The 21,031-nt window shown below is 68.1% G+C and carries 25 protein-coding genes; 14 read left to right on the forward strand and 11 right to left on the reverse strand.

What is annotated here, in order from left to right; translation table 11 throughout:
- Positions 1-186 precede the first annotated feature (186 nt).
- The gene (locus GGQ61_RS03100) at positions 187-462 is read left to right on the forward strand and encodes a hypothetical protein (protein WP_183769840.1); all 276 of its coding nucleotides are present in this window, start codon (positions 187-189) and stop codon (positions 460-462) included.
- Between the two features lie 86 nt (positions 463-548).
- Here the strand turns inward: GGQ61_RS03100 and GGQ61_RS03105 are convergent, their stop codons facing one another.
- Positions 549-884 carry a hypothetical protein gene (locus tag GGQ61_RS03105; RefSeq protein WP_183769841.1) on the reverse strand — a complete coding sequence of 112 codons (336 nt, stop codon included), beginning with the start codon at positions 882-884 and terminating at the stop codon, positions 549-551.
- A 325-nt stretch (positions 885-1,209) separates the two neighbouring features.
- Positions 1,210-2,514: a nicotinate phosphoribosyltransferase gene (gene pncB / locus GGQ61_RS03110; protein WP_183769842.1), complete on the reverse strand. Its 1,305-nt coding sequence runs from the start codon at positions 2,512-2,514 to the stop codon at positions 1,210-1,212.
- Between the two features lie 47 nt (positions 2,515-2,561).
- On the opposite strand from pncB, the gene GGQ61_RS03115 reads away from it, so the two are divergent.
- From GGQ61_RS03115 to GGQ61_RS03160, 10 genes are all read left to right on the forward strand, one after another.
- The gene (locus GGQ61_RS03115; protein WP_183769843.1) at positions 2,562-2,999 is read left to right on the forward strand and encodes an SRPBCC domain-containing protein; all 438 of its coding nucleotides are present in this window, start codon (positions 2,562-2,564) and stop codon (positions 2,997-2,999) included.
- A 43-nt stretch (positions 3,000-3,042) separates the two neighbouring features.
- Positions 3,043-3,417: a YbaN family protein gene (locus tag GGQ61_RS03120; protein ID WP_183769844.1), complete on the forward strand. Its 375-nt coding sequence runs from the start codon at positions 3,043-3,045 to the stop codon at positions 3,415-3,417.
- A 48-nt stretch (positions 3,418-3,465) separates the two neighbouring features.
- Positions 3,466-3,648, forward strand: coding sequence for a DUF3606 domain-containing protein (locus GGQ61_RS03125; protein WP_183769845.1), 183 nt, complete (start codon positions 3,466-3,468; stop codon positions 3,646-3,648).
- 6 nt (positions 3,649-3,654) lie between these two features.
- Positions 3,655-4,422 (forward strand): sulfite exporter TauE/SafE family protein, encoded by a 768-nt coding sequence (locus GGQ61_RS03130; RefSeq protein WP_183770584.1) that lies wholly within the window; start codon positions 3,655-3,657, stop codon positions 4,420-4,422.
- Positions 4,423-4,483: 61 nt separating this feature from the next.
- Positions 4,484-4,954 (forward strand): hypothetical protein, encoded by a 471-nt coding sequence (locus tag GGQ61_RS03135; protein ID WP_183769846.1) that lies wholly within the window; start codon positions 4,484-4,486, stop codon positions 4,952-4,954.
- A 197-nt stretch (positions 4,955-5,151) separates the two neighbouring features.
- Entirely contained in the window at positions 5,152-5,577 is a 426-nt protein-coding gene (locus GGQ61_RS03140) for a hypothetical protein (protein WP_183769847.1), read from the forward strand.
- 74 nt (positions 5,578-5,651) lie between these two features.
- Positions 5,652-6,185: a hypothetical protein gene (locus tag GGQ61_RS03145; RefSeq protein WP_183769848.1), complete on the forward strand. Its 534-nt coding sequence runs from the start codon at positions 5,652-5,654 to the stop codon at positions 6,183-6,185.
- A 54-nt stretch (positions 6,186-6,239) separates the two neighbouring features.
- Complete coding sequence (locus tag GGQ61_RS03150; RefSeq protein ID WP_183769849.1) at positions 6,240-7,361, forward strand: helix-turn-helix transcriptional regulator; 1,122 nt, start codon at positions 6,240-6,242, stop codon at positions 7,359-7,361.
- 96 nt (positions 7,362-7,457) lie between these two features.
- A complete protein-coding gene (locus GGQ61_RS03155) occupies positions 7,458-8,378 on the forward strand; it encodes a hypothetical protein (protein WP_183769850.1) in 921 nt (306 codons plus the stop codon).
- 18 nt (positions 8,379-8,396) lie between these two features.
- Entirely contained in the window at positions 8,397-9,188 is a 792-nt protein-coding gene (locus GGQ61_RS03160; RefSeq protein WP_183769851.1) for an SDR family oxidoreductase, read from the forward strand.
- Here GGQ61_RS03160 and rsmA read toward each other — a convergent pair.
- Complete coding sequence (rsmA, locus tag GGQ61_RS03165) at positions 9,185-10,012, reverse strand: 16S rRNA (adenine(1518)-N(6)/adenine(1519)-N(6))-dimethyltransferase RsmA (protein ID WP_183769852.1); 828 nt, start codon at positions 10,010-10,012, stop codon at positions 9,185-9,187. The two genes, GGQ61_RS03160 and rsmA, sit on opposite strands and share 4 nt — an antisense overlap.
- A gap of 45 nt (positions 10,013-10,057) precedes the next feature.
- Positions 10,058-10,867, reverse strand: a complete 810-nt coding sequence (locus GGQ61_RS03170; RefSeq protein ID WP_183769853.1) for a hypothetical protein — start codon at positions 10,865-10,867, stop codon at positions 10,058-10,060.
- A gap of 94 nt (positions 10,868-10,961) precedes the next feature.
- On the opposite strand from GGQ61_RS03170, the gene fliK reads away from it, so the two are divergent.
- The 3 genes from fliK to mtnN are packed head-to-tail and all read left to right on the forward strand — an operon-like array spanning position 10,962 to position 13,008.
- Positions 10,962-11,993, forward strand: a complete 1,032-nt coding sequence (fliK, locus tag GGQ61_RS22585; RefSeq protein ID WP_183769854.1) for a flagellar hook-length control protein FliK — start codon at positions 10,962-10,964, stop codon at positions 11,991-11,993.
- Entirely contained in the window at positions 11,990-12,262 is a 273-nt protein-coding gene (locus GGQ61_RS03180) for an EscU/YscU/HrcU family type III secretion system export apparatus switch protein (RefSeq protein WP_183769855.1), read from the forward strand. Before fliK ends, GGQ61_RS03180 begins: the two co-directional genes overlap by 4 nt.
- 20 nt (positions 12,263-12,282) lie before the next feature.
- Positions 12,283-13,008 (forward strand): 5'-methylthioadenosine/S-adenosylhomocysteine nucleosidase, encoded by a 726-nt coding sequence (gene mtnN, locus GGQ61_RS03185; protein ID WP_183769856.1) that lies wholly within the window; start codon positions 12,283-12,285, stop codon positions 13,006-13,008.
- Here mtnN and GGQ61_RS03190 read toward each other — a convergent pair.
- From GGQ61_RS03190 to GGQ61_RS03220, 7 genes are all read right to left on the reverse strand, one after another.
- Positions 13,005-13,172: a hypothetical protein gene (locus GGQ61_RS03190; protein ID WP_183770629.1), complete on the reverse strand. Its 168-nt coding sequence runs from the start codon at positions 13,170-13,172 to the stop codon at positions 13,005-13,007. The two genes, mtnN and GGQ61_RS03190, sit on opposite strands and share 4 nt — an antisense overlap.
- Positions 13,173-13,268: 96 nt before the next feature.
- Entirely contained in the window at positions 13,269-13,748 is a 480-nt protein-coding gene (greA, locus tag GGQ61_RS03195; RefSeq protein ID WP_183769857.1) for a transcription elongation factor GreA, read from the reverse strand.
- Positions 13,749-13,760: 12 nt separating this feature from the next.
- A complete protein-coding gene (locus GGQ61_RS03200; RefSeq protein ID WP_183769858.1) occupies positions 13,761-14,375 on the reverse strand; it encodes a class I SAM-dependent methyltransferase in 615 nt (204 codons plus the stop codon).
- The gene (locus GGQ61_RS03205; RefSeq protein WP_183769859.1) at positions 14,375-16,195 is read right to left on the reverse strand and encodes a DUF885 domain-containing protein; all 1,821 of its coding nucleotides are present in this window, start codon (positions 16,193-16,195) and stop codon (positions 14,375-14,377) included. Before GGQ61_RS03205 ends, GGQ61_RS03200 begins: the two co-directional genes overlap by 1 nt.
- 94 nt (positions 16,196-16,289) lie before the next feature.
- Positions 16,290-17,306: a 4-hydroxythreonine-4-phosphate dehydrogenase PdxA gene (pdxA, locus tag GGQ61_RS03210; RefSeq protein WP_183769860.1), complete on the reverse strand. Its 1,017-nt coding sequence runs from the start codon at positions 17,304-17,306 to the stop codon at positions 16,290-16,292.
- Positions 17,303-18,652 carry a peptidylprolyl isomerase gene (locus tag GGQ61_RS03215; RefSeq protein ID WP_246370431.1) on the reverse strand — a complete coding sequence of 450 codons (1,350 nt, stop codon included), beginning with the start codon at positions 18,650-18,652 and terminating at the stop codon, positions 17,303-17,305. Before GGQ61_RS03215 ends, pdxA begins: the two co-directional genes overlap by 4 nt.
- A 58-nt stretch (positions 18,653-18,710) precedes the next feature.
- The gene (locus tag GGQ61_RS03220; protein WP_183769862.1) at positions 18,711-21,020 is read right to left on the reverse strand and encodes an LPS-assembly protein LptD; all 2,310 of its coding nucleotides are present in this window, start codon (positions 21,018-21,020) and stop codon (positions 18,711-18,713) included.
- Positions 21,021-21,031 lie beyond the last annotated feature (11 nt).

The raw sequence follows: 21,031 nt of genomic DNA on the forward strand, positions 1-21,031 counted from the left end.
TGGAAAACAGGCCGTTCACAGGATTTCGCCCCCTGTGGATGACTGCGCGGTTTTGAGAACCCGCGACTCTTCCGATGCTTGCGGTTGGTTGCTCTCGTTTGAGTTGGAGGGCGGTCTGGCCGATCAACCTGAACGGAGTCGCCCGTGCCTGCGTGTTCTGTTTTTGTTCTGCCGCTGGAGGCGAACATGAAGCATGAGGAATGGAACGACGTGCAGCGCGAGCCGCTGCTGGCGTGCGTGGGACTGGATCGGCACCTGGTGGCGCGGTGCGCCTCGCCGGGATGTGAGCGGGCTGCGCCGTGCGATCCGACGCATTGGGTGGCGCAAGGACTGGGCGGTTTGCCCCTGCGAGCGTTCACCGATCGCATGCGCTGCGTGTGCGGTGGGCGGCGAGCGCAGCTGACGATCGCGGCCGGGCCGCTGCCTGAACGCGCAGGTGGGGACGTCTACGTCTTCCGCTGATCGCGGAACGACCCGTGTCGCACAGACGGCGACGATAAAAGGAGGAGCGCGCCCCGACTGGAGGTCCGGGGCGCGCTCGAAGCGGCTTACTTCTTCAGCATCGACTTCAGTTCGTCGGCCGTGGCGTTGATCGTCGCCGAGCCGTCGGCGATCGCCAGCTTGCTGGTTTCGACCGCGAAGGTGTCCGAGCCCATCTTGATCGTCGCGACTTGCTGGCCGGCGGCGTCGGGCTTCACTTCGGTGACCGTGCCGATGCTGGCGCCGGTCTTGTCCTTCACGGTGGCGCCGACGGCCAGGGTGGCGGCGGTGGCGCTGGCGTCCTTCGCCGGCGGGGCGGTCGGCTCAGAAGCGTCTTGAGCAAAGGCCGGAGCGGCGATGGCGAGGGCGAGGGCCGCAGCCCCGTAGGTGAAGATGGAACGCATGAGGTCTCCCGTACATCTGTGAGGCCTCCCCCGAGGCATCTCCAAGCTGACCTGGCAATTCGGCCATCAAAGGACCGTGGCAAGGCGTAATCGTGACATTGGTATGCGGCACGTGGCCTATAATGCAGCGCTTTGGGAAATAATTATAGTTATGGGTATGCATGCGAGGCCGCGCTCCGTGGGGAGCCGGCCTGACGGACGCCTAGCTTTACCTTGCAGCCTCCACGCGCATTGAGCGCGCTCAGAACAACCCGGGAGACAGGGTGGTGAAGCGCAGCCAAACCCGTTTGGTTGCAGGCGCAGGTGGGGCGTTTTGGCGCAGGGGTCAGACGCTGACCGGATGCGCGTGGCGTCCTGCCGCTCCGAAGACACGGAGATAGCGGGCGATTTCGGTGGGATCGCCGGTGGCTTTCTCGGGATTGTCGGATAGCTTCACGGCGGGACGGCCGTTCGCCTCGGTCACCTTGCAGACCAGCGAGATCGGATCGAGGGCCTCCCCGCCGCCGGGCAGGCATCCCTTGAAATCGTTGGTCAGGTTGGTGCCCCAGCCGAAGCTCATTCGCACGCGGCCGGCGAAGTGACGGTGGGCCTCTTCGATCGAGTCGATGTCCATGCCGTCGGAGAACACCAGCAGCTTGTCGCGCGGATCGCGGCCCTTGGCCTTCCACCAGGCGATGATCTCCTCGCCGCCTTCGATCGGTGGGGCGCTGTCGGGACGGAAGCCCGTCCAGTCGGCGACCCAGTCAGGGGCGTCGGCCAGGAAGGCGCGAGTGCCATAGGCGTCGGGCAGGGCGACGAGCAGGTTGCCGCCGTAGGTGCGCCGCCATTCGTCGAGCACCTTGTAAGGCGCGGCGCGCAAGGCTTCGTCCGTATCGGCCAGCGCTGCGGCGACCATCGGCAGCTCATGAGCGTTGGTTCCGACCGCCTCCAGATCCCCGTCCATGGCCAGGAGGACGTTGGACGTGCCGAGCACGGCGTCGCCTAGCCCTTCCTTCAGGGCTTCCACACACCATCGTTGCCAGAGGAACGAGTGGCGGCGGCGGGTCCCGAAATCGGAGATCAGCAGGCCGTCGAACTTGCGCAGGCGTTCGACCTTTTCCCAGAGCTTGGCCTTGGCGCGGGCGTAGGTGATGTCCAGGGCGAAGCGCCCCTGGCCGCGCAGCACGCTGCGGGTGCGCAGTTCGTTGATGATCGCCAGCGCGGGGATTTCCCACATGGTGGTGTGGGTCCACGGGCCGTGGAAACTGAGCTCGTACTGCCCGTCGCGCCGCGCCAGTTCGTAGGGCGGCAGGCGAAAGTCGGCGAGCCATGCGATGAAGCCCGGCTTGAACATCTGGGTCTCGCCGTAGAACGTGTTGCCGGCGAGCCAGATCAGCTCCTTTTTCGAGAACGACAGGGTGCGGGCGTGGTCGAGCTGGGCGCGTAGTTCGGCCTCGTCGACGACCTCGGCCAGACGCACGTGGCGGGTGCGATTGATCAGCGAGAAGGTGGCTTGGACTTCGGGATGCAGGCTCCAGATCAGCTGCAGCATCAGCAGTTTGTAGAAGTCGGTGTCCAACAAGCTGCGGATGATCGGATCCAGCCGCCAGCCGTGATTGTAGGTCCGCGTCGCGAGGTCGGTGTTCGCCATGCTGCGACAATGGCAGCCGACGCGAATTTTGCGAATATAGTTGAGCCATGCATCAGATCCGCACCGAAGCGATCATTCCCGCTATGCCCGATGCGGTCTGGGCCGTGCTCGCCGACTTCGAGCGGTACGGCGAGTGGAACCCGCTTAACCTGGAGGCCTATGGGGCGGCCAAGGTCGGGGCCAAGGTGAAGATGGTGTTCCGCAATCTGGCCGGGAAGGGCGTGATCCGCCAGACGACCCGGATCGTCGCGGCGGAACCAGGGCGAGAGCTCGCTTGGTCGGGTCACGTGCCGTTGGTCTTCGCCGGCCGGCACGGGTTCCTTCTGACGCCGCATGCGGAGGGTACGCACGTTCTGCACACCGAGGTGCTCGGCGGCCTGCTGCCGGCGACCTGGAGCAAGGCCAAGATCGCCCGCGATTTCACGCCGGCCTACGAGGCTGTCAACGTCGCCTTGGCGCAGCGTCTCGCAGATTTGGCGGCCTGACCCCTATCGCCGCAGGCGCTTTTGAGAGAAGTTCTCAATTGGCATGACGCGCGCGCTTTATCTGGTTTTGGGGTTGGGGTTCACGGGCCTGGGCATCGCCGGGGCGTTCCTGCCGTTACTGCCGACCACGGTGTTCCTGATCCTCGCGGCGGGCTGTTTTGCAAAGTCCTCGCCGAGGCTGGAGGCTTGGATCCTGGACCATAAGCAGTTCGGGCCGTTGGTGCGCGACTGGCGAGCGCATGGGGCGATCCCGCGCAAGGCGAAGGTGCTGGCCTGCACGGGCATGGCGGTCGGGTTCGCAGTCTTCTTCCTGTCGGTGCATCCTGATCTATGGCTGGCGCTGGCGGTCGCCGCCGCGCTGGCGGCTTGCGCGGCGTTCGTGGTCAGCCGGCCGAGCGGCTCGCGTCCAGGCGGGTAGGCGCCGCGCGACGGACTTGGTAGGCCAGGGGCGATCACGGAGGCGATCATGGCCGAACCCAAGGGCAAGCGGGATTTCCGCGACAATGTGCGGCTGGACGTCCGCGAGCGTCATGAGGTGGCGTTCTGGGCTAAGCGCTGGGGCGTGAAGCCAGAACAGGTCATCGCCGCGCACCGCAAGGTGGGCCACAACGTGAAGGACATCGCCGCCGAACTCGGCAAGCGGAAGTAGAGCCTCCTGCTCACCGATCCCTTCTTCTACGCCGTCGCGATCCCGGCGGTGATCCTGCTGGGCCTGGCCAAGGGCGGGTTTTCCGGCATCGGTGTCATCGCGGTCCCGATGATCGCGCTGGCGGTGTCGCCGGTGCTGGCCGCCTCGATCACCCTGCCGATCCTGATCGTGCAGGACGTCGTCAGCGTCTGGTCGTTCCGCAAGACTTGGGACAGAAACGTGCTGGCGGTCATGCTGCCGAGCGCGGCGGGCGGCATCGTCGTGGGGTACGCGCTGGCGGCGTTCGTGAAGCCGGGCGCGGTGGAACTGGCGGTCGGGGCGATCTCGATCGTCTTTGCAGTGATGCGACTGTGGGCCGAGCGCGGGTCGGCCTCGGCCAGGCCGGCCAAGCCGGAAAAGCTGCCGTGGCGCGGCGTGCTGGCGGGCGTCACGGCTGGATTCACGAGCCAGATCGCCCACGCCGGCGGGCCGCCGTTCCAGATCTACGTGATGCCCAAGAACCTGCCGCGTGACGTCTTCATCGGCACCAGCGCCATCTTCTTCGCGGTAGTGAACTGGATGAAAGTTCCGGCCTACTGGGCGCTGGGGCAGTTCACGCGCGAGGCGATGATGACGGCTCTCGTGCTGCTGCCGCTGGCCATCGCCTCCACTTGGGGCGGGGTGTGGCTCGTCCGTCGGGTCCCAGCGGGGAACTTCTATCGGATCATCTACGTCTTGTTGATCGCAGTCGGGGGCAAACTGGCCTGGGACGGGGCGACCTCGCTGCTTGGATAGCGCCTTACGAGCGCCCATATCCGCTGCTTAAGCTCGGGCGCGCTTGGAGGCGCCATCTGACATGCGTACGCGTACCGTTCTGGCGGCCTGGGCCGCGCTGGTCCTGACAGCGGGGACCGCCGAGGCCCAGGAGGCGATGAGCACCGCCGGCGCTACGGGCGTCGCGCCGTCAGAAATCAACTTGGCGGCCGCTGAACCGGCGACGTCGGTGACGATCGCTCCGAAGGCCGAGGCGCTGGACACCGCTGAGCAGATCAGACGCTGGCTGGCCGATTCCCCGGCCGCGGCGACTGAAGAAGCATATGGCGAAGGCGTGCGGCTACCGCGAGATCGCCAGATCCACGGCGAGGTCGGCGTTGCGGTCGGCACCGGCGGCTATCGCAGCGGCTACATCACCAGCGTCATGCCGATCGGCGAGAGCGGGACCCTGGCCCTGACCATCGGCCAGGAGAAGAACGGCGTTTGGCGCTATTGGAACCGAGCCGGTCGGCCATACGGAGCATTCGACTACGGCTACGGCCTGGCGCGCTGACACGCGGTTGTGACCGAGGCCCCGACGGTTTCACGGCTCGAAGTTATCGGGGCGCCCCAAATGGGGGATGCGGCCACCGACCGACGTCCACCATTTTGACCTGACGGAAGTCGGGCGCTTGGGGCGGACGAATGAAAGCAGCTTTGTTGGCTCTGGCGGCTGCAGCCGGGCTCGCCGCTTGCGGGGAGCGTGAGGCCGTGATCGAAAGCCCCGCCGCCGACGCGACGTCGACCGGCGTGATCAAGACCGCCGACGCTCGGGGCAGGATCGTAGCCGAACTGCCTCTGAAGCGCGGCTACTACGTGGCGGCCGACACGCCGTGCGCCCAGGCATCGAACGCCACCGTCGTCCTGCTGCGCCGTGAGGGCCTGGGCGGCTCGCAGGACTTTTGCGAGTTCAAGAAGATCGAGCAGACCGCTTCGAGCACCTATCGCGTGACGCAGAGCTGCGGCGACCTGCGCGGCGGCGGCGAAGAGACAAGCATCGTCACCTACGAACTGCTGGGCGACGCGGGCTTCAAGTCCAAAACCGAGTTCGGCTGGGAGCACAGCGCCCGGCGCTGCGAGCAGTCGAGCATGCCCGCCGACTGGCGCGAAAACGACATCAGCGACGTCATCGGCTGAGCGACGGCGGCCCGCGCGCCGTCCTGCGGGGAAACCAGAAGGGGGCGCCGCGGCAAGGCCGCGGCGCGAGCGGAATGAAGCAGAAGTCCGAGTACGTGAGGTCAGAGCGGGGCGGCGACACGCTGTTTACGGTGACGCCCGCTCCGGCGCCGAAGTTCATCTATCTGGGGGTGATCGGCGCGATCGCCGTCGTCATGGGTCTGCCGATGCTGCCCTTAGGTATCGTTCTGATCGGTATCGGTGGACTTGCGATCTGGGCCGCGTTCATTCGAGACATGCGGCCGCCGGAACATCGGGGGACGTCGGTCATCATCGTGGGGCCGGACCGCATCGAAGCTGCGGGACGGACCTTCAAGGCTGAGGACATCCATCGCCTGCTGATCCGCAATGCTGTCACGGGCCAGGAAGGCGACGTGACGATCGTTAATCCAAGCGTGAGCGTGGCCGCGGGAATGGGCTATCGGGCCAAGGTGGCGCAGATCGCCAACGCCCTGACCCTGGAAGGCGGCGGTAAGGCGACGGTGCTTGCCGGCGGCATGGACGAGGTCACCGCCTACGGCCTGCTGCGCGACGTCAGCCGGGCCATCGGCTTCGAGCGGGCGGCCTGACCGCATAACGCTCCCATATAACGCCGGTCTCGAATGACGTGTTAGATAACGACGGTGTCCGCGACCCAACATTACGACGCACGTCTCACGGAGCTTATCGCGCATCTCTACGATGCGGCGCTGGATGACGCGCTTTGGCTCGGCACAGCCGAGCGCATGGCGCGCGCCTTCGAATCCTCGAGCGCAGTCGTGAAGCTGCACGGCGTAGCTGACAGCGTCGAGCTTCTGGAGCGCACCGAGAACCTCGTAGTGGCTCAGGCGCGTGAATCCTGGGCCCAGGATTGGCATCGCCGGGACCTCTGGGTCGAGCGTTCGATCGTCCGCGGCATGTCGCAGATCATCACCGGCGACGACCTGGTGACGGCCGAGGAGCAGGCGCAAAGCGGCTATTATCAGGAGTGGCTTGCGGAACTCGATATCCACCACATGCTCGGCGCCGTCTTCCCAGCTGTCGATGGAGCGGTCGGGGTTATGGGCATCCACCGACCGCGCGCCGCTGAACGATACGGGTCGAACGACCGCCGCAGGGCGGCGTTGCTGTTGCCGCACCTGCGGCGGGCGCTTCAACTGGGTCAGCGCCTGTCGCTCAGCAGCGTCCAAAACGTAGCGTTGCAGGCCCTAGATCAGATTGCGGCCGGAGTGATTGTGCTCGATGGGGCCGGACGAGTGATCCACGCCAGCGGGCCTGCCGAAGCCATCCTGCAGACCAACCGGGAGCTGGCGGTGAAGGGCGGGAGGATGTGGTGCAGACGGCCGGCGCTGAACGAAAGGCTCCAATCCCAGATCCGTGACGCCCTTGAAACCGCAGCTGGGAGGCCGGCGCCGGCAGGTGCAGCCTTGGCGGTGGCGCGCGAGGGGCGGGCGCCACTGACCTTGACGGTGGCGCCTCTACGGCCGTCGGCGACCGGACTGGGCGACCAGAGGCCGTGCGCGTTGGTCTTCGTGAGGGAGCCAGATGCGGCGCTTGCCATAGAGCCGCTCTGCGAGCTCTTTGGACTGACGCCGGCCGAGGGGGCGGTAGCGGCAGATCTGGCGCGGGGGCTGTCGCTGGATCACATTGCGCGGCTTCGGGGCGTGCGCATTGCAACCGTCCGCTCGCACCTCAAGCAGATCTTGAGCAAGACCGGGACCCACCGGCAGGCCGAGTTGGCCGCCCTGCTGGCCCGTAGCGCGTAAGCATCGTTCAAACGCTTGTTTGAGGCGCCCTTGCATGCGTCTATATCGCGCTGCGCCCGGCTGGCGGCGGGCGCGCGATAGAGAGGAGAACGCCCCATGACCTTCGATACGCCCCTCAGCCTTGCCGGCCCGTTGCGCAAGCCGGCGCAGATGTTGGCTGACCAGGAATATGGCGGGCACACCTCGATCCATGATGACGCGATGGCCGAGAAGCTGGGCTTCCGGGCCGGGCCGATCGAAGGGCCGACGCACTTCAGCCAGTTCCAGCCGCTGCTGGCCAAGATCTGGGGGCGGCGCTGGCACGAGACCGGCTGCATCTCCTCCCACTTCCTGAACATGGTGGTCGAGGGCGAGGAAGTCCGCGCCTTCGCCGAGATCCCAGCCGAGGGGGCCACGCGCACGCGCGTTTGGGCCGAGAAGGCCGACGGGACCCCCGTGCTCGAGGCCAGCGCCAGCGTCGGACCGCAGACCGAGCCGAGCCTGCTGGAGGCGCGGATGGCGGCGCTGCGACCGCCCGGAAAGCTGCTGATCCTGGAAGACCTGAAAGTCGGCATGACCGGGGTCAAGGAGGAGCGGGTGCGGATGGACCCCGACCAGAACATGGGCGCGCTCTATCCCTTCAGCCTGAACCAGAAGCTGGCCAAGATCACCGAGACCTCGCCGTGGTACGTCGATGGTTCGGACTCGCCGTGGGGCCGAGCGATCATCCCGTTCGAGATGCTGAGCGTGCTGTTCGAGTATTCGAGCCGGGAGGCGGCGTTTCCGGTGAAGGGACCCGCCGTAGGGCTGTTCGCCGATCAGGAGATCAAGCTCATCGACGGTCCGCTGTTCGTCGGCGAGGAGTACGTGCTGCGTCGCGAGATCGTCGCGCTGGCCGAGAGCAAGCGCACCGAGTCCTACTGGGTGCGCACGCAGGTGTTCGACGCCAAGGGCGAGAAGCAGGTCGCGCAGATGCTGCTCAATCACGCCAGCATGAAGAACTCGTACGCCGGCTACGCCGACGCGGCCCAAGCCTGATCAAGAGGACGGATTTCGATGGAAGTTAAGGGCAAGGTCGTCGTCGTCACCGGCGGCGCCGAGGGGATCGGCGCCGGGCTGGCGCGGCGCTTCGCGCGCGAGGGCGCCAAGGCGGTGATCGTCGCCGACCGCAACGGCGAGGGCGCGGCCGCCGTCGCCAAGGAAATCGGCGGCGAAGCGGTGACCCTGGACGTCAGCGACGGCGCGGCGGTGGCGGCGATGGTCGCCGACATCGAGGCGCGGCATGGCGGCATCGATCTCTTTTGCTCCAACGCGGGCGTCGGCGACGGCGACCCGGACAAGCAGAGCGCGGCCTCGTCGCCGGATGCGGTCTGGAACCGGGCGTGGAACGTCAATGTCATGGCGCACGTCCATGCGGCGCGCGCGGTTATCCCCGGCATGCAGGCGCGCGGCGGCGGCTATCTGCTGAACACGATCTCGGCGGCGGGGCTGCTGTCCCAGATCGGCGGGGCGGTCTACTCGACCACTAAACATGCCGCGGTCGGCTTCGCGGAGTCGTTGGCCATCACCCATGGCGACCAGGGCATCAAGGTTTCGATCCTGTGCCCGCAGGGCGTCGACACCGCCATGCTGCGCCAGGGTGACGCCGCCTCTCAGCCGCAGAACTTGGACGGCGTGCTGACCCCTGACGACGTCGCCGAAAGCGTGGTGCAAGGGTTGGCGGCGGAGAACTTCCTGATCCTGCCGCACCCGGTCGTGCTGACCTATATGCAGCGTAAAACCGCGGACTACGACCGCTGGATCGGCGGCATGCGCCGGCTTCGGGCCAAGATGTTCGGCGGCGGCTAAGACGCTGCGCGGAGCGCGTCGGCAAGGGCCAGGAAGCCCGCAACGTCGATCGTCTCGGCCCGGGCGTCCGGCGCGATTCCGGCTGCCTCGCAGAGTTCGGCGCCGCCCAGAACCTTGAGGCTGGAGCGCAGCATCTTGCGGCGTTGTCCAAAGGCGGCGGCCGTCACGCGCTGCAGGGCCTCGAGCCGCTCAGGCGCCGGGCGGTCGGCACGTGGAGTCAACCGCGCCACCGCCGAGGAGACTTTGGGCGGCGGCGTGAACGCACGGGCCGGCACGTCCATGACCACGGCCGCGTGGCTCGTCGCCTGGGCGATGACCGAAAGTCGGCCATAGGCCTCCGATCCAGGTTCCGCGGCGACTCGGTCGGCGACTTCCTTCTGGAACATCAAGGTCATGGACGCGGGCGTGAAGGCCCCAGTCAGCCACTTGATCAGCAGCGGCGTGCCGACGTTGTAGGGCAGGTTGGAGACGATGTGGGCGGGCGCGCCGGCGGCGACGGACGCCTCGTCGGTTTTCAGAGCGTCCTCCAGGCGGACGGTAAGCGCGCCTCCCGAGGCGACGGAGAGTTCCTCCAGCAAAGGCGCAAACCGGGGATCCGCCTCGACGGCGGTGACCTTGGCGCCGGTCTCCAGCAACGCACGGGTAAGACCGCCGGGACCAGGACCGACCTCGATGACATGGTCGCCTTCGCCGACCTCGGCCAGGCGGGCGATCTTCCGCGTGATGTTCAGGTCCAGCAGAAAGTGCTGGCCGAAGCTCTTCTTGGCGAGGAGGCCGTGCTCGGCGAGGGTTTCGCGCAGGGGCGGGAGCTGGTCGAGGGTCATTACGCCGCCCAATAGCAGGCGCGGCGTGCGAAGGGCAGGGGGCGGCTAGGGCCGCTTAGGAGTAAGGGCGTGCAGCCGCTGATAGAGGGCGTTGGCCTCCTCGTCCTTGGGCGAGATCGCCCAGGCTTGGGCCGCGCAGGCGAAGGCGTGCTCGAGATGTTCGGCGTTGCGGCGCTGGGCTTCGAAGAGGTCGGCGTGGGCGGCCCCCTCCATGGTGGCGACGATAGCCCGTTGTCGCCCGCTCATGGACGGACGGGCGAAGCGGAGATCGGCGAGGGTGGCCAGAGAGCCGCGGGCGTCCTTGGCCTCGCGCTGAAACCGCGCCAGGTGAATGGCGATGTCGCCCTGGGGCCAGGCGCCGGCCGCGACCGCCGCGTCGCGCCAGCCGCCCGCGATGGCGACGCCGGCGCTCCATGCCCCGCTGCGCTTCAGCGCCTTGGCGCGGAGGTGACGCGCATCGCGGTCCGGCGTCAGACCGCGTCGATGGTCGCGGACCGCCTCCAGGATGACGAAGAGATCCTCGCGGGAGGGCGGCCGGCGCGGGACCAGATCGCGGATTTCCTCGTACGCGGCGTTCTCCTCTCGTACGCGGGCCGGGATCGCGGCGAACACGGCTTTGCGGAGGGCGTCGCTGGGAACGACCGCGCCGTCGGCAAGTCGAGCGAAGGGAACCGAGCGGGTCGCCGCGCGGGTCGCATAGGTGATGCGACGACCATCGAGATCGACGGCGAGGATCGACAGGAGGTCCTCGTGTTCACCGTCGTCGAAGCCGCACCCGACGAGCAGTTCCGGCTCCGCGCCCGGGCTGTCGAGCCAGCGGACGATCTCGGCGCCAGCTATGTCTGCGTCCGCCATGGGGATCTCCATGTTGACCGGATCACACCGATCTTAAGCCGAGCTTCACTCCCGGCCGGTAAGATGTCGGCAACTTTTGGCAAGTGAGTCGCTCGTGTCGATCACGCCGATCCAAGGCCCGCTGACGCCCCAGGTGGCGATACCGGTCACGCCGGTGCGTCCGGTGATTCCGGTGACGCCCCCGGCTGCCCCCTCGATAGACATCGACCCAGGCCAAGTTCAATCCCAGATACTTGCCCAGACCGCGCAGCAGGCGGCCGCCCGGCAGGGGGGCCTGGCGCCGCTGATGGCCGACCTGACCCGAGCCGCCGGCAATCCGGCGCTGCCGAGCCCTGTCCGCTCGGCGGCAGCGCAGGTGCTGGCCCAGGCGACGCCGTTCGATGCCCGGGTCGGCGGCGCCGACGTCGCCAAAGCGCTGTCGCAGTCAGGTCTGTTCCTCGAAGCCAAGCTGGCCGCAGCGCCGCAGGTCTCGCCGATGGGCCAGGACATGAAGGCCGGGCTGCTGGTGCTGCGCCAGGCGCTGAGTGCGTGGCTGGCCGGCGTCCCCCGCACGCCCGACGCCAGAGCGCCGGCGCGCACACCGCCGCCGCCCTATCGCGCGGGCGGACCGCGGGCCCAACCGGCGGCCGCTCCCAGCCTTCCGCTCGACGCCGCGCCAAGTCAGATCGGTCAGCGGCTGCTGGCCGAGACCGAGAGCGCCGTCGCCCGCCAGGAACTGCTGCAGATCGCCTCGATGCCGGCCGGCGAGCCTGTCGAGGCGCAGGTGACCCGCTGGATGTTCGAAATGCCGTTCACCACGCCGCAAGGTGCGACGGTGGCGCAGTTCGAGATCAGCCGTGACGGCCGCGGCAAGGGCGGCGAGGCCCAGCCCACCTGGCGGGCGGCGTTCTCGCTCGACATCGAGCCGTTGGGGCCGATCCACGCACGGGTCTCGCTGGCCGGCGGCCAGGCGATCGTCGGACTGTGGGCCGAACGCGAGACCGGGCTGGCGCGGCTTGAGGAAGGTCGCGAACTGCTGGGCGCGGCCATGGCGCGCGCCGACTTCCGGGCCGAGATCGCGGTGCATGCCGGGGCTCCGCGCATCGCCGAGCCCGAGGCCGGCCGGCTTGTGGACCAGACCTCATGAGCGAGGAACCTCGCAAGACCCTGGCTGTGGCCCTGACCTACGACGCCCCCCACGCGCCGCGGGTCGTTGCTAGCGGCCGCGGCCATATCGGCCAGAAGATCATCGAGGCGGCGCAGGCGCACGGCGTGCCGATCCAGAAGAACGCGGCGCTCGCCGAAGCGCTGTCGACCATTGAGGTTGAGACCGAGATCCCCGAGGGGCTCTATGTGGCGGTGGCCGAGATCCTCGCTTTCGTCCTGCGCGCCGCAGAAGACGGGCAGCGGCGCTGAGGCCGTGCTAAGCGGAGCGCATGCACGCGATCCTCTGCGCAACGCCTGAAGAGATGGCCGCCCTGCGCCGCGTCCTGCACGCCGGTCCGCAGCCGGAAATCCATGGGCCGACCAAGGTCTGGCGCGCGCTTTATCGCGGCGAACCCGTCGTGCTGGCTCAGGCCGGCATCGGGAAGGTGAATGCGGCGGCGGCCGCGACCCTGCTGCTTTCGGCGTTCGGCGCGCGCAGCCTCATCTTTTCTGGGGTCGCCGGCGGGCTGAACCCTTCCTTGAGCGTCGGCTCGGTGCTGCTCGCTGAGCGTCTGGCGGTGCACGATTATGGGATCGTCACCGCTGGCGCCTTCACGCCGACGGCTTACGGCGTGATCCCGGTCGGGGCGCCGGTGCTGAGCGCGCCCGAACCGGTGGACGAGGCCGTACGGGCGATCCTCGCGCAGTTGTCGGCGGCCATGGGCGGCCGGCTCGACGCGCGTCTCGGCGGCATAGTGACCGCGGACTACTTCCTGAACTGCCCGGCGACACGCGACGAGTTGCACGCCCGGTTCGGGGCAGATGCGATCGACATGGAGTCAGGCGCGGTGGCGGTCGTGGCGCGGGCCTGGAACACGCCGCTGTACGTGATCCGCACGCTGTCGGACTTGGCCGGGGAAGACAGCCACCTGACCTATGACGAGATGGTCGAGGCCGCGGCCGCGAACTCAGCCGCTTGCGTGGACGTGCTGTTGAGCCTGCTGGCCGAAGGCTAGTCGGCGACGCCGCCCCGGAGCGGGTCAACGCCGTCGAGCATCAGGATGTGACGCCGTTGGCGGCGGACGCCCTCGATGATCTGCTCCAGGCTGCGGCGCTGCCGCGCCGCCGATTGCGCCGAGCGATCACGAACGGGCGTCGGGTTGGTCTTGAGTGGCGTCATGGCTTCTCCTTCCTGGCCGTCGCCCGAGGCGGGCGGCGAAGTCGAAGGACAACACTTAAGCCGTGGATCGGTTCGCCAGCGGGTCCCGCCCCGACATCACTTGATCGAGACCACCTCAACTTCGGCGCCGTTGATCTCGGCGATGTCCCCGCAGGCCTTGCCGAGTAGGGCTTGGGCGAGGGGCGATATGTATGACACCGTGCCACTGGCGGGATCGGCCTCGTCCTCGCCGACGATGGCGTAGGTCTGGCGCCGGCCGTCCTCGCGCTCGAAGGTCACGCTGCGCCCAAACTGAACGGTGTCCAGCGACAGGTCGGGTTCGATCAGCTGGGCGCTGGCGCGACGCGCTCCGTAGTAGCGCAGGTCGCGGGTGGCCCTGGCCATGGCGGTGCGGTCAGCGTTGACGTCGCCGCTGGCCTGGGCGGCGCTGTAGGCGGCCCGGGCCTTTGCAAGTTCGTCCTCGAGCTGAGCCAGGCCCTTGGCGGTGACCAGGTTGGGGTGCGGGGAGATCGGACGATCGGGCAGGTCCGCAGCGGCGGACTCGCTATCCTCTTCCTTGGTGAAGGCGACGCTCATGGGGCCATTCTCTCAGGAAGCGGCGGTCATGAAAACGTCGTAGCGCAGGGTCTTGCCGACGATCTGGTGCGACGGCGCGCGCAGGCCCGGCATCGGCGGACCCTTGCGCGGCCATTTCAGGACCACGCGCTTGCCGGCGCAGGCCAGCGCGGCCTGCATCAGTTCGAGCTGGTCGGGATCGGTCCCCACAAGGTCGCGGAGCAGGCGCATGTCCTTCTTCACCAGGGCGCTGGATGTGCGCTCGGGATGCATCGGATCAACTATGACCACGTCGGCCGCGAGGGTCGGCAGCAACAGCCGTGCGTCGCCGTGCAGCAGGGTCATGCGGGCGACCACCTCAGCCGTGCGCCCATCGGCGGCTGCAGCCTCTAGTCCGGCGGCAAGACGGGCGTGGACGTGCGGCGAGCGCTCGATCAGCGTCACCTGCGCCCCCAGCGAGGCCAGCAAGAAGGCGTCGCGCCCGAGCCCGGCCGTCGCGTCGATGACCGTGGGGGTGACCCCCTTCACGAACCCGGCGGCGCGCGGCAGATCCTGGCCGCGGCCGCCGCCGAACCGGTGGCGATGGCCGACCGCGCCGCCGACAAAGTCGATGGTCAGTTCGCGGGCGAGATCGGCCGGGTCGCTCATCAGCGCTGGGACACTGTCCATTGGTCGACGACGCGCTCGAGCACGGCCAGCGGCAGCGATCCACCGAGCAGGACCGCATCGTGGAAGCCCTTGATGTCGAACTTCGGGCCCAGGGCGGCCCTGGACTTGGAGCGCAGGCGGTCGATCTCGGTGTGGCCGATCTTGTAGCCGCACGCCTGGCCCGGCCACACGACATAGCGGTCGATCTCGTTCTCGGCCGCGCCGAGCGGCAGGCCGACGGTCTCGCGCATGTAGGTGATCGCCTGCTCGCGGCTCCAGCCCTTGCCGTGGATCCCGGTGTCCAGAACGATCCGCGCAGCGCGGTAGAGGAAGGATTGCAGCCAGCCGATGCGACCGGCGGGATAGGCGTCGTACATGCCGAGCTCGTCGCCGAGTTGTTCGGCATAGAGCCCCCAGCCTTCGCCATAGGCGGTGAAGCCGATGTTCTTGAACAGCATCGGCGAAGCGCCGGCTTCCTGCACCAGCGCTCCGTGGAACAGGTGACCGGGAACCGCCTCGTGATAGGTGAGGGTCGGCAGCGCCCACTTCGCCCACTCGGTCGTGTCGCGCAGGTTGATGTAGTAGGTGCCGGGACGCGAGCCGTCGAGCGAGCCGCTCTCGGCATAGCCGCGCGGGGCGCCGATCTCGATAGACGGCGGCACGCGGCGGATGTCCATCCCGTCCTTGGGGATGGTGTTGAACATTTTCGGGGCGGCGGCCTTTACCTCCGTCATCTGACGGTTCAGTTCGGCGAGCAGCTCCTGCCGGCCCGCGTCGGTGTTCGGATAGAACTGGGCCGGATCCTTGGCGAAGGCGTCCAGGCGGGCGGCGACCGAGCCCTGGGTCAGGCCCTGCGCCCTCAGCAGCGGGTCGAGGCGGGCGGTCAAGTCCGCGACTTGTTCGAGGCCGATCTTGTGGGCGGCGTCGGGGGTCAGGTTCGTCGTCGTGTGAAAACGCAGTGCGTACTCGTAGTAGGCCGCGGTGATCGGCTGGCGCGAGACGGTGGCGTCATGCACGGCGGTGCGGCGCTGCTCAGTCAGCAGCGCGATCTGGCCGGCTAGGGCTTGGGCGACCGGACCATCGACGATCGCCGCGGCCTTGGCGCCCCAGTCGGTTCCCAGGCCCTTCTCGGCGGCGCGGCGGCCCACCGAGGCGGCGAGGCCCGAGCTCTCGCCCTTCTGCGCCGCCAGGGCGTTCATCTGGGCCAGGGCCTTGTCGAGGATGAAGTCCGGCGGGATCAGGCCCACGGCGGCGTTGTCCTTGGCGCGTGCGGTCTCGTCGTTCATCGCCTTGGCGAAGTCGGTGAGGCGCGCAAGGTAGGCTTCGGCGTCGGCCTTCGTCTCGATCACGTGCTTGGTGTCGAGCCCGTCCGGGACCTTCTGGTAGCAGCCGGTCAGTTGGCTGAGCACGTAGGGCACCGGATAGTCGTAGGACTCGACGCCGACGAAGGCGAAGCGCGCGCCCTCGGCGCAGCGGTCGGCGTACCAGGTGACGGTATCGTACTCGGTGACGCTGCGGCCCGAGAGCGCCGAACGGTCGACGGCCTTGAGACTATCGCGGGCGTCTATCAGCGGCTGGAACGAGCCCATGCGGCCGGCCTGCGAGCGATCGCCGACCTTCGACTTCAGGGACGCGCGGGCCTCCTTGTCGAGGCCAAGGCCGGAGGCGTTGAGCGGATCGGACGCCAGCATGCCCTCGAAGATGCGGTCGTAGAGCGCTTCGGCCTGAACCTGGGCGCCGCCCTGGGCGTGGGCCGACCCGAAGGCCCCAAGGCTGGCCACGCCGGCGGAGGCGGCGAGCAGGCGACGGCGATTGAGCATGTGGATTTCCCCCGGATCAGACGGCGGCAAGAGGACATGTCCGGCTGGAGTCGGCAAGCCGGCGGCGACGGAACCGATCGCCGGCGCGCCGAACTCAGGCGGCGCGATTGGCGGCGATCTCGGCGGCCATGCGGATGGCGGCGATCAGGCTGTCCGGGCGCGCCAGGCCGCGGCCGGCGATGTCGAACGCCGTGCCGTGGTCGGGCGAGGTGCGGACGATCGGCAGGCCCAGCGTGACGTTCACCCCACCCCAGAAGTCCAGCATCTTCACCGGGATCAGCGCCTGGTCGTGATACATGCAGACGGCCGCATCGAAGCGGGCGCGGGCGGCCTCGTGGAAGAGGCTGTCGGCGGGGGTCGGTCCGCTGGCGGCGACGCCTTGGGCCCGCAGCGCCTCGACGGCGGGGGCTATGATCTCGACATCTTCGCGGCCGATGGTTCCGTCTTCGCCGGCATGCGGGTTGAGGCCTGCGACCGCGAGCCGGGGCTCAGCGATCCCGAAGTCGCGGCGCAGGGCTTGGGCGGTGACGAGCCCGGCGTTCACGATCGCCTCGATGTTGAGTAGCGCGCCGACCCTGGAAATCGGCTCGTGGACCGTGACCAGGGCCGTGCGCAGGCCGGGCACGGCCAGCATCATGATCGGGCCGCGGGCGCCCTCATGGGCGGCGCCAGCCGTGAGCTCTCCGAGGAACTCGGTGTGACCGGGGAAGCCGAAGCCGGCGGCGTAGAGCGGCGCCTTGGCGATAGGGGCGGTGACTACGCCGCTGACTGCCCCCGAAAGGGCCAGCCCGACCGCGGTTTCGATCCAGCGGATGATCGCCGACGCCGCCGTCGACGACGGCTGGCCGGCGATCACCGGGCTGCGCAGCGGGATGTCGAGCACAGGCAGCGCCTCGCCGAAGACTGCGACAGCCTCCTTCGGCGTCGTCACCCGGCGTACGGTGCGCATGCTGGCGCCGGACGCCGAGGCCACCGACTGGGCGTCGCCCACCACCATGAAGGACGGCCCTTCATGGCGCAGCTGAGCCCAAGCCTTGACCACGATTTCGGGGCCGACCCCGGCGGGATCGCCGAGGGTGAGGGCGAGCGGCGGCTGATCGGGCGGGGTCACCGGGTCTCGATCGTCGCCGACGTCCGGAGGTCACGCATGTACCGGCGCGCGATCATGCTGAGTTGCTGGCCATAGAGGCGACTTTCGATCTGCTCGGCGGTCAGGCTCTCTGCCCCGCCCGCGCGCTTGCCGCAGACCGCCAGGATGTGCAGGCCGGCGTTGGTGCGGATCGGTCCCGAGATCTGGCCGGCTTCCAGGTTTTCGACCGCTTGGCGGAACGCCGGAGCCAGGTCCTTGATCTCGGTCTCGCCGAGATCGCCGGCGACGACTCCGTTTACCCGGCCAGCCTTGGCCTCGATGTCGTTGCAACTCGTGACCTGGCTGCGCACGGTTTCAAGCGTGGCGGTGGCGGCCGCGATCTGGGCCTCGGTGGCGCTTTGCGGCAGCGCCACTGCGGCCTGCTTCAGATGGACCACGGAAGCCGTCGATCCCGAACGCTTGTCGCGCAGGAAGATAATGTAGACGCCGTCGCGGACCGGGATCGGCTGCGACAGTTGGCCGGGCCGCATTTGATCGAGCGCCGCGTCGATCTCCGGCGCCATTTCGCCTGCGCTGACCCAACCGGCGTCGCCGCCGTTGGCTGCGGTGGCCGAGGCCGAGAACTGCCGGGCGACGGCCGGGAAGGGCGCGCCTTGCTGCATCTGGGAAATCAGCTGTGTAGCGCCGTTGACGGCCGTCTCCATGCCGCCGACGCGGTTGGCGTCGATGAACACTTCGCTGATCTGGTACTGCGGCTTGGACGCAGCCGCGGCCATGCGCTGCTGGACCGCCTTGACCTGATCTTCGCCGACCCGCAGGCGCGAGCCGTAGCGTCCGCGAATCCAGCGCTGCCAGCTGATCTGGGCCTGGACCTGCTCGCGCAGGGTGTCGATTCCGATCCCCTGGCCGGCGAGCGAGGTCGTGAACTGCTGGAGCGACATGTTGTTGTTGCGCGCCATGTCGGTCAGCTCTTCGTCGATCTCGGCGGAGTCGGCGATAAGCGAGATCTTCTGTTCCCTCTCCTGGCGACGCAGCTCCTGAATCTGGAGACGCTCGTCGACCAGCGAGACCAGGGCCTCGCGCTGGAACTGGGCGATGTTCTGCTGGGTCGGCTGGATGCCCGAGGTGGCGATCAGCAAACGCATCCTCTGGGCCAGATCGTAGGTCGAGATGATGTCGTCGTTGACGACCGCGGCGACCGATTCCGACAGCCCGCGCGGCGCGGCGGGCGCGGCGGGCGCGGCTGCGGCCGGAGCCGCGGCGGGGGCCTGTGCGAAGGCGTATTGCGGCACGGCCGCGGCGGCGAAGGCGGCGGCCAAGGCGACGCCGCGCGCCGCAAGGCCCGTGACTTTACGCGCGCGGATCATGGATGAGGTCTTCCTTAGCGTAGCCGTAGCGGGCGGCGCCTCGGGGCGGCCGCGGTTGTCAGTTGCCATATATCGGTTCGCCCAATGTGGCGAGGGTTAGGCGGAACCCGACAGACTCCGTCGCGCCCAGTCGATTGCCGATGGCGTCTTCGCGCCGATAGTAGACGTCAAGCCGCAGGCATTCGTCGCGATATGCGACGCCGATGTCTCGAACCACCCAGGCGTCAGCCTGCAGATCGCGGTTGCCGTAGGCGGTGAACGACCAGTTCTTGGAGACATAGACCTCGCCGCCCAGGTCCAGATTCTCGACGCGGCCGTTCGTGTTCGTCGCGATCGGGCTGGACCGGTCGCGAAGATAGCGAACGTAACCGAAGCCCCACTTAGAGTTCACGTTGGCCCCAGCCTCGGCGCGCGCGAGGTCGAAATCCTCGGAATCAAGGCGGGCGCGGGTGAAAAGGGAGAGGCCACGAAGCGGCTCGGCCGAAGCCGCGACGATCCAGTCCGACGACTTCGTGCGCAGGCCGCTGGCCTGGGAGAACACGTCGTTATCCTCGGTGCGCAGCGAGCGGCCGATCAGCAGGCTGGCCCGGCGGCCGTCATCCCAGAGGATCGAGGCCCGGCCGCCGACATTGGCCCTGATGCCGTCCTCGTAGAGGTCATAGCCGGGGAACTTGTTCGGCCGGAAGAGATTGGTTTCGTCGAACTCGAAGGCGAGGCCGTCCTCGTTCAGATAGATCGGCGCGCCCGTCGTGTCATAGCCGAGGACGACCTGCTTGACGTTGGGCGACAGAGCGACCTGAGCAATAGGCTCAAGAACCGCCGTGAAGTTGTTGTAACGCTTGAAGAAAGGATAGCTCAAGTCAGCCCCGGCGACGCCGAGGCCGCGCATGAGACTGTCCGAGCGCGAACCGTTCGACAAAACGCCCTGCAGGTTGTCGTCGATCGAATAAGCGTCGATCCGCGCCTGAACGTAGGGCGAGACGACCACGCCGCCTTTGGAGACGAAAGTCGTGCGCCAATCGACTTCGCCGGTGGCGCGGCGGCTATCGAGCCCCTCGAGCCTCAGAGGCGGCGCGTTCAGCGGCGACTGGTCGCGGGTCAGAGCGACGGCGCTGGCGCGCACCCGCAGCCGGCCGCCCAGGACTGCCGGTTCGGCTTCCCAGCGCGATTCAATGAGCGGCGCGACGATCGGGAAGGTGCGGTCGTTGTCGTCCGGGCGCAGGCCTTGGATGGTGAAGGCCGCTGCCGAGAAGTAGGACCGCTGGTCCTCGCGGATCGTATAGACCTGACTGATCAGGCGGCGGTCGTCGGCGACGTAAGGGCCGCGCGCCTCATAGACGCCGCCGATGTCGTACTTGTCGAACAGCAGGTCGTCGGACGTGCGCTCCGCCGTGAAACCCCAGCGCCACTTCTCGTTAATGGCGAAGGCGCCCGACGCAAGGATGTAGCTGTGCGAGGTCTCGTCGCCGCTCTGGCCCTGAGGCGCGGCGATGTCGTCGTCGTAGGTGTAGCCGAACCGCGCCTCGAGCCCGCCGGAATAGAACCGCTTGCGTAGCTTGCCGTTGAGCAGCGGGTTAACTTTCGTGTTGATCTGAGGGCTTAGCGTCAAATCTGCAGAGGGCGAGAGCACGAACAGGTATGGCTGCTCGTAGGAGGCGCCGCGGCGGTCCGAGAACGAGATCTCCGGGGGTAGCAGGCCAGACTTGCGCTGCGCCTGCGGATCCGGGTGCCAGAAGATCGGCAGGTAGATCAGCGGCACGCCTTTCACCTGAATGACGGCGTTCCGGTAGTATACGAGCTGGCGCTGCTTATCCTGGACGACCTTGTCGGCCTTGATCGACCAGGTCGGCGACTTGGCGGTCTTGGTGTCCGGGGCGCAGATATCGCACGGAGTGTAGATCGCGCGGTTTAGCTCATTGACGGTGTCGGAACGGTGGACGGCGCTGGCGGCCGCCATCTTCACGTTCTGCTGCAGGCGTGACGAGAACCCGGTCGCGACCCCGGCCTTCATCTCGTCGTCGAGCACGATCTCGTCGGCGTACTGCACCGAGCCGTCGGCGTTGATGATCGAGGTGTCGCCCCGGGCGCGGATAAGGCCTTTGGCCTCGTCGTAGATCAGTTCCTGGGCGTGCAGCGTGCGGCCCTGGTAGCGGACCTCGACCTCGCCCTTGGCCGTGGTGATCTTGTTCTTGTCGTCGCGAATGACCAGGTCGGCTTCCATATAGAGCTGACCGGGCGCGAGACCATCGGGCGAGGCCGGGGCCGCCCGCGCGGCCTCCTGCGCCTGGGCCGCGCCGCAGAACACCATCAGCGCCACGCCCGCAAGCAGGCCGCGCTTGGCTGAGGCTGAACGCCTGCCGAGACTCATGAACTCCCCTC

The sequence above is a fragment of the Phenylobacterium haematophilum genome (assembly GCF_014196295.1).
Taxonomy (GTDB): Bacteria; Pseudomonadota; Alphaproteobacteria; order Caulobacterales; family Caulobacteraceae; genus Phenylobacterium; species Phenylobacterium haematophilum.

What these genes read in the sequence shown, in the direction of transcription:
- GGQ61_RS03100 (WP_183769840.1), top strand. Translation starts at nt 187, where the DNA reads ATGAAGCATGAGGAATGGAACGACGTGCAGCGCGAGCCGCTGCTGGCG.
- GGQ61_RS03105 (WP_183769841.1), bottom strand. Translation starts at nt 884, where the DNA reads ATGCGTTCCATCTTCACCTACGGGGCTGCGGCCCTCGCCCTCGCCATC.
- pncB (WP_183769842.1), bottom strand. Translation starts at nt 2,514, where the DNA reads ATGGCGAACACCGACCTCGCGACGCGGACCTACAATCACGGCTGGCGG.
- GGQ61_RS03115 (WP_183769843.1), top strand. Translation starts at nt 2,562, where the DNA reads ATGCATCAGATCCGCACCGAAGCGATCATTCCCGCTATGCCCGATGCG.
- GGQ61_RS03120 (WP_183769844.1), top strand. Translation starts at nt 3,043, where the DNA reads ATGACGCGCGCGCTTTATCTGGTTTTGGGGTTGGGGTTCACGGGCCTG.
- GGQ61_RS03125 (WP_183769845.1), top strand. Translation starts at nt 3,466, where the DNA reads ATGGCCGAACCCAAGGGCAAGCGGGATTTCCGCGACAATGTGCGGCTG.
- GGQ61_RS03135 (WP_183769846.1), top strand. Translation starts at nt 4,484, where the DNA reads ATGCGTACGCGTACCGTTCTGGCGGCCTGGGCCGCGCTGGTCCTGACA.
- GGQ61_RS03145 (WP_183769848.1), top strand. Translation starts at nt 5,652, where the DNA reads ATGAAGCAGAAGTCCGAGTACGTGAGGTCAGAGCGGGGCGGCGACACG.
- GGQ61_RS03155 (WP_183769850.1), top strand. Translation starts at nt 7,458, where the DNA reads ATGACCTTCGATACGCCCCTCAGCCTTGCCGGCCCGTTGCGCAAGCCG.
- GGQ61_RS03160 (WP_183769851.1), top strand. Translation starts at nt 8,397, where the DNA reads ATGGAAGTTAAGGGCAAGGTCGTCGTCGTCACCGGCGGCGCCGAGGGG.
- rsmA (WP_183769852.1), bottom strand. Translation starts at nt 10,012, where the DNA reads ATGACCCTCGACCAGCTCCCGCCCCTGCGCGAAACCCTCGCCGAGCAC.
- GGQ61_RS03170 (WP_183769853.1), bottom strand. Translation starts at nt 10,867, where the DNA reads ATGGCGGACGCAGACATAGCTGGCGCCGAGATCGTCCGCTGGCTCGAC.
- GGQ61_RS03180 (WP_183769855.1), top strand. Translation starts at nt 11,990, where the DNA reads ATGAGCGAGGAACCTCGCAAGACCCTGGCTGTGGCCCTGACCTACGAC.
- mtnN (WP_183769856.1), top strand. Translation starts at nt 12,283, where the DNA reads ATGCACGCGATCCTCTGCGCAACGCCTGAAGAGATGGCCGCCCTGCGC.
- GGQ61_RS03190 (WP_183770629.1), bottom strand. Translation starts at nt 13,172, where the DNA reads ATGACGCCACTCAAGACCAACCCGACGCCCGTTCGTGATCGCTCGGCG.
- greA (WP_183769857.1), bottom strand. Translation starts at nt 13,748, where the DNA reads ATGAGCGTCGCCTTCACCAAGGAAGAGGATAGCGAGTCCGCCGCTGCG.
- GGQ61_RS03200 (WP_183769858.1), bottom strand. Translation starts at nt 14,375, where the DNA reads ATGAGCGACCCGGCCGATCTCGCCCGCGAACTGACCATCGACTTTGTC.
- GGQ61_RS03205 (WP_183769859.1), bottom strand. Translation starts at nt 16,195, where the DNA reads ATGCTCAATCGCCGTCGCCTGCTCGCCGCCTCCGCCGGCGTGGCCAGC.
- GGQ61_RS03215 (WP_246370431.1), bottom strand. Translation starts at nt 18,652, where the DNA reads ATGATCCGCGCGCGTAAAGTCACGGGCCTTGCGGCGCGCGGCGTCGCC.
- GGQ61_RS03220 (WP_183769862.1), bottom strand. Translation starts at nt 21,020, where the DNA reads ATGAGTCTCGGCAGGCGTTCAGCCTCAGCCAAGCGCGGCCTGCTTGCG.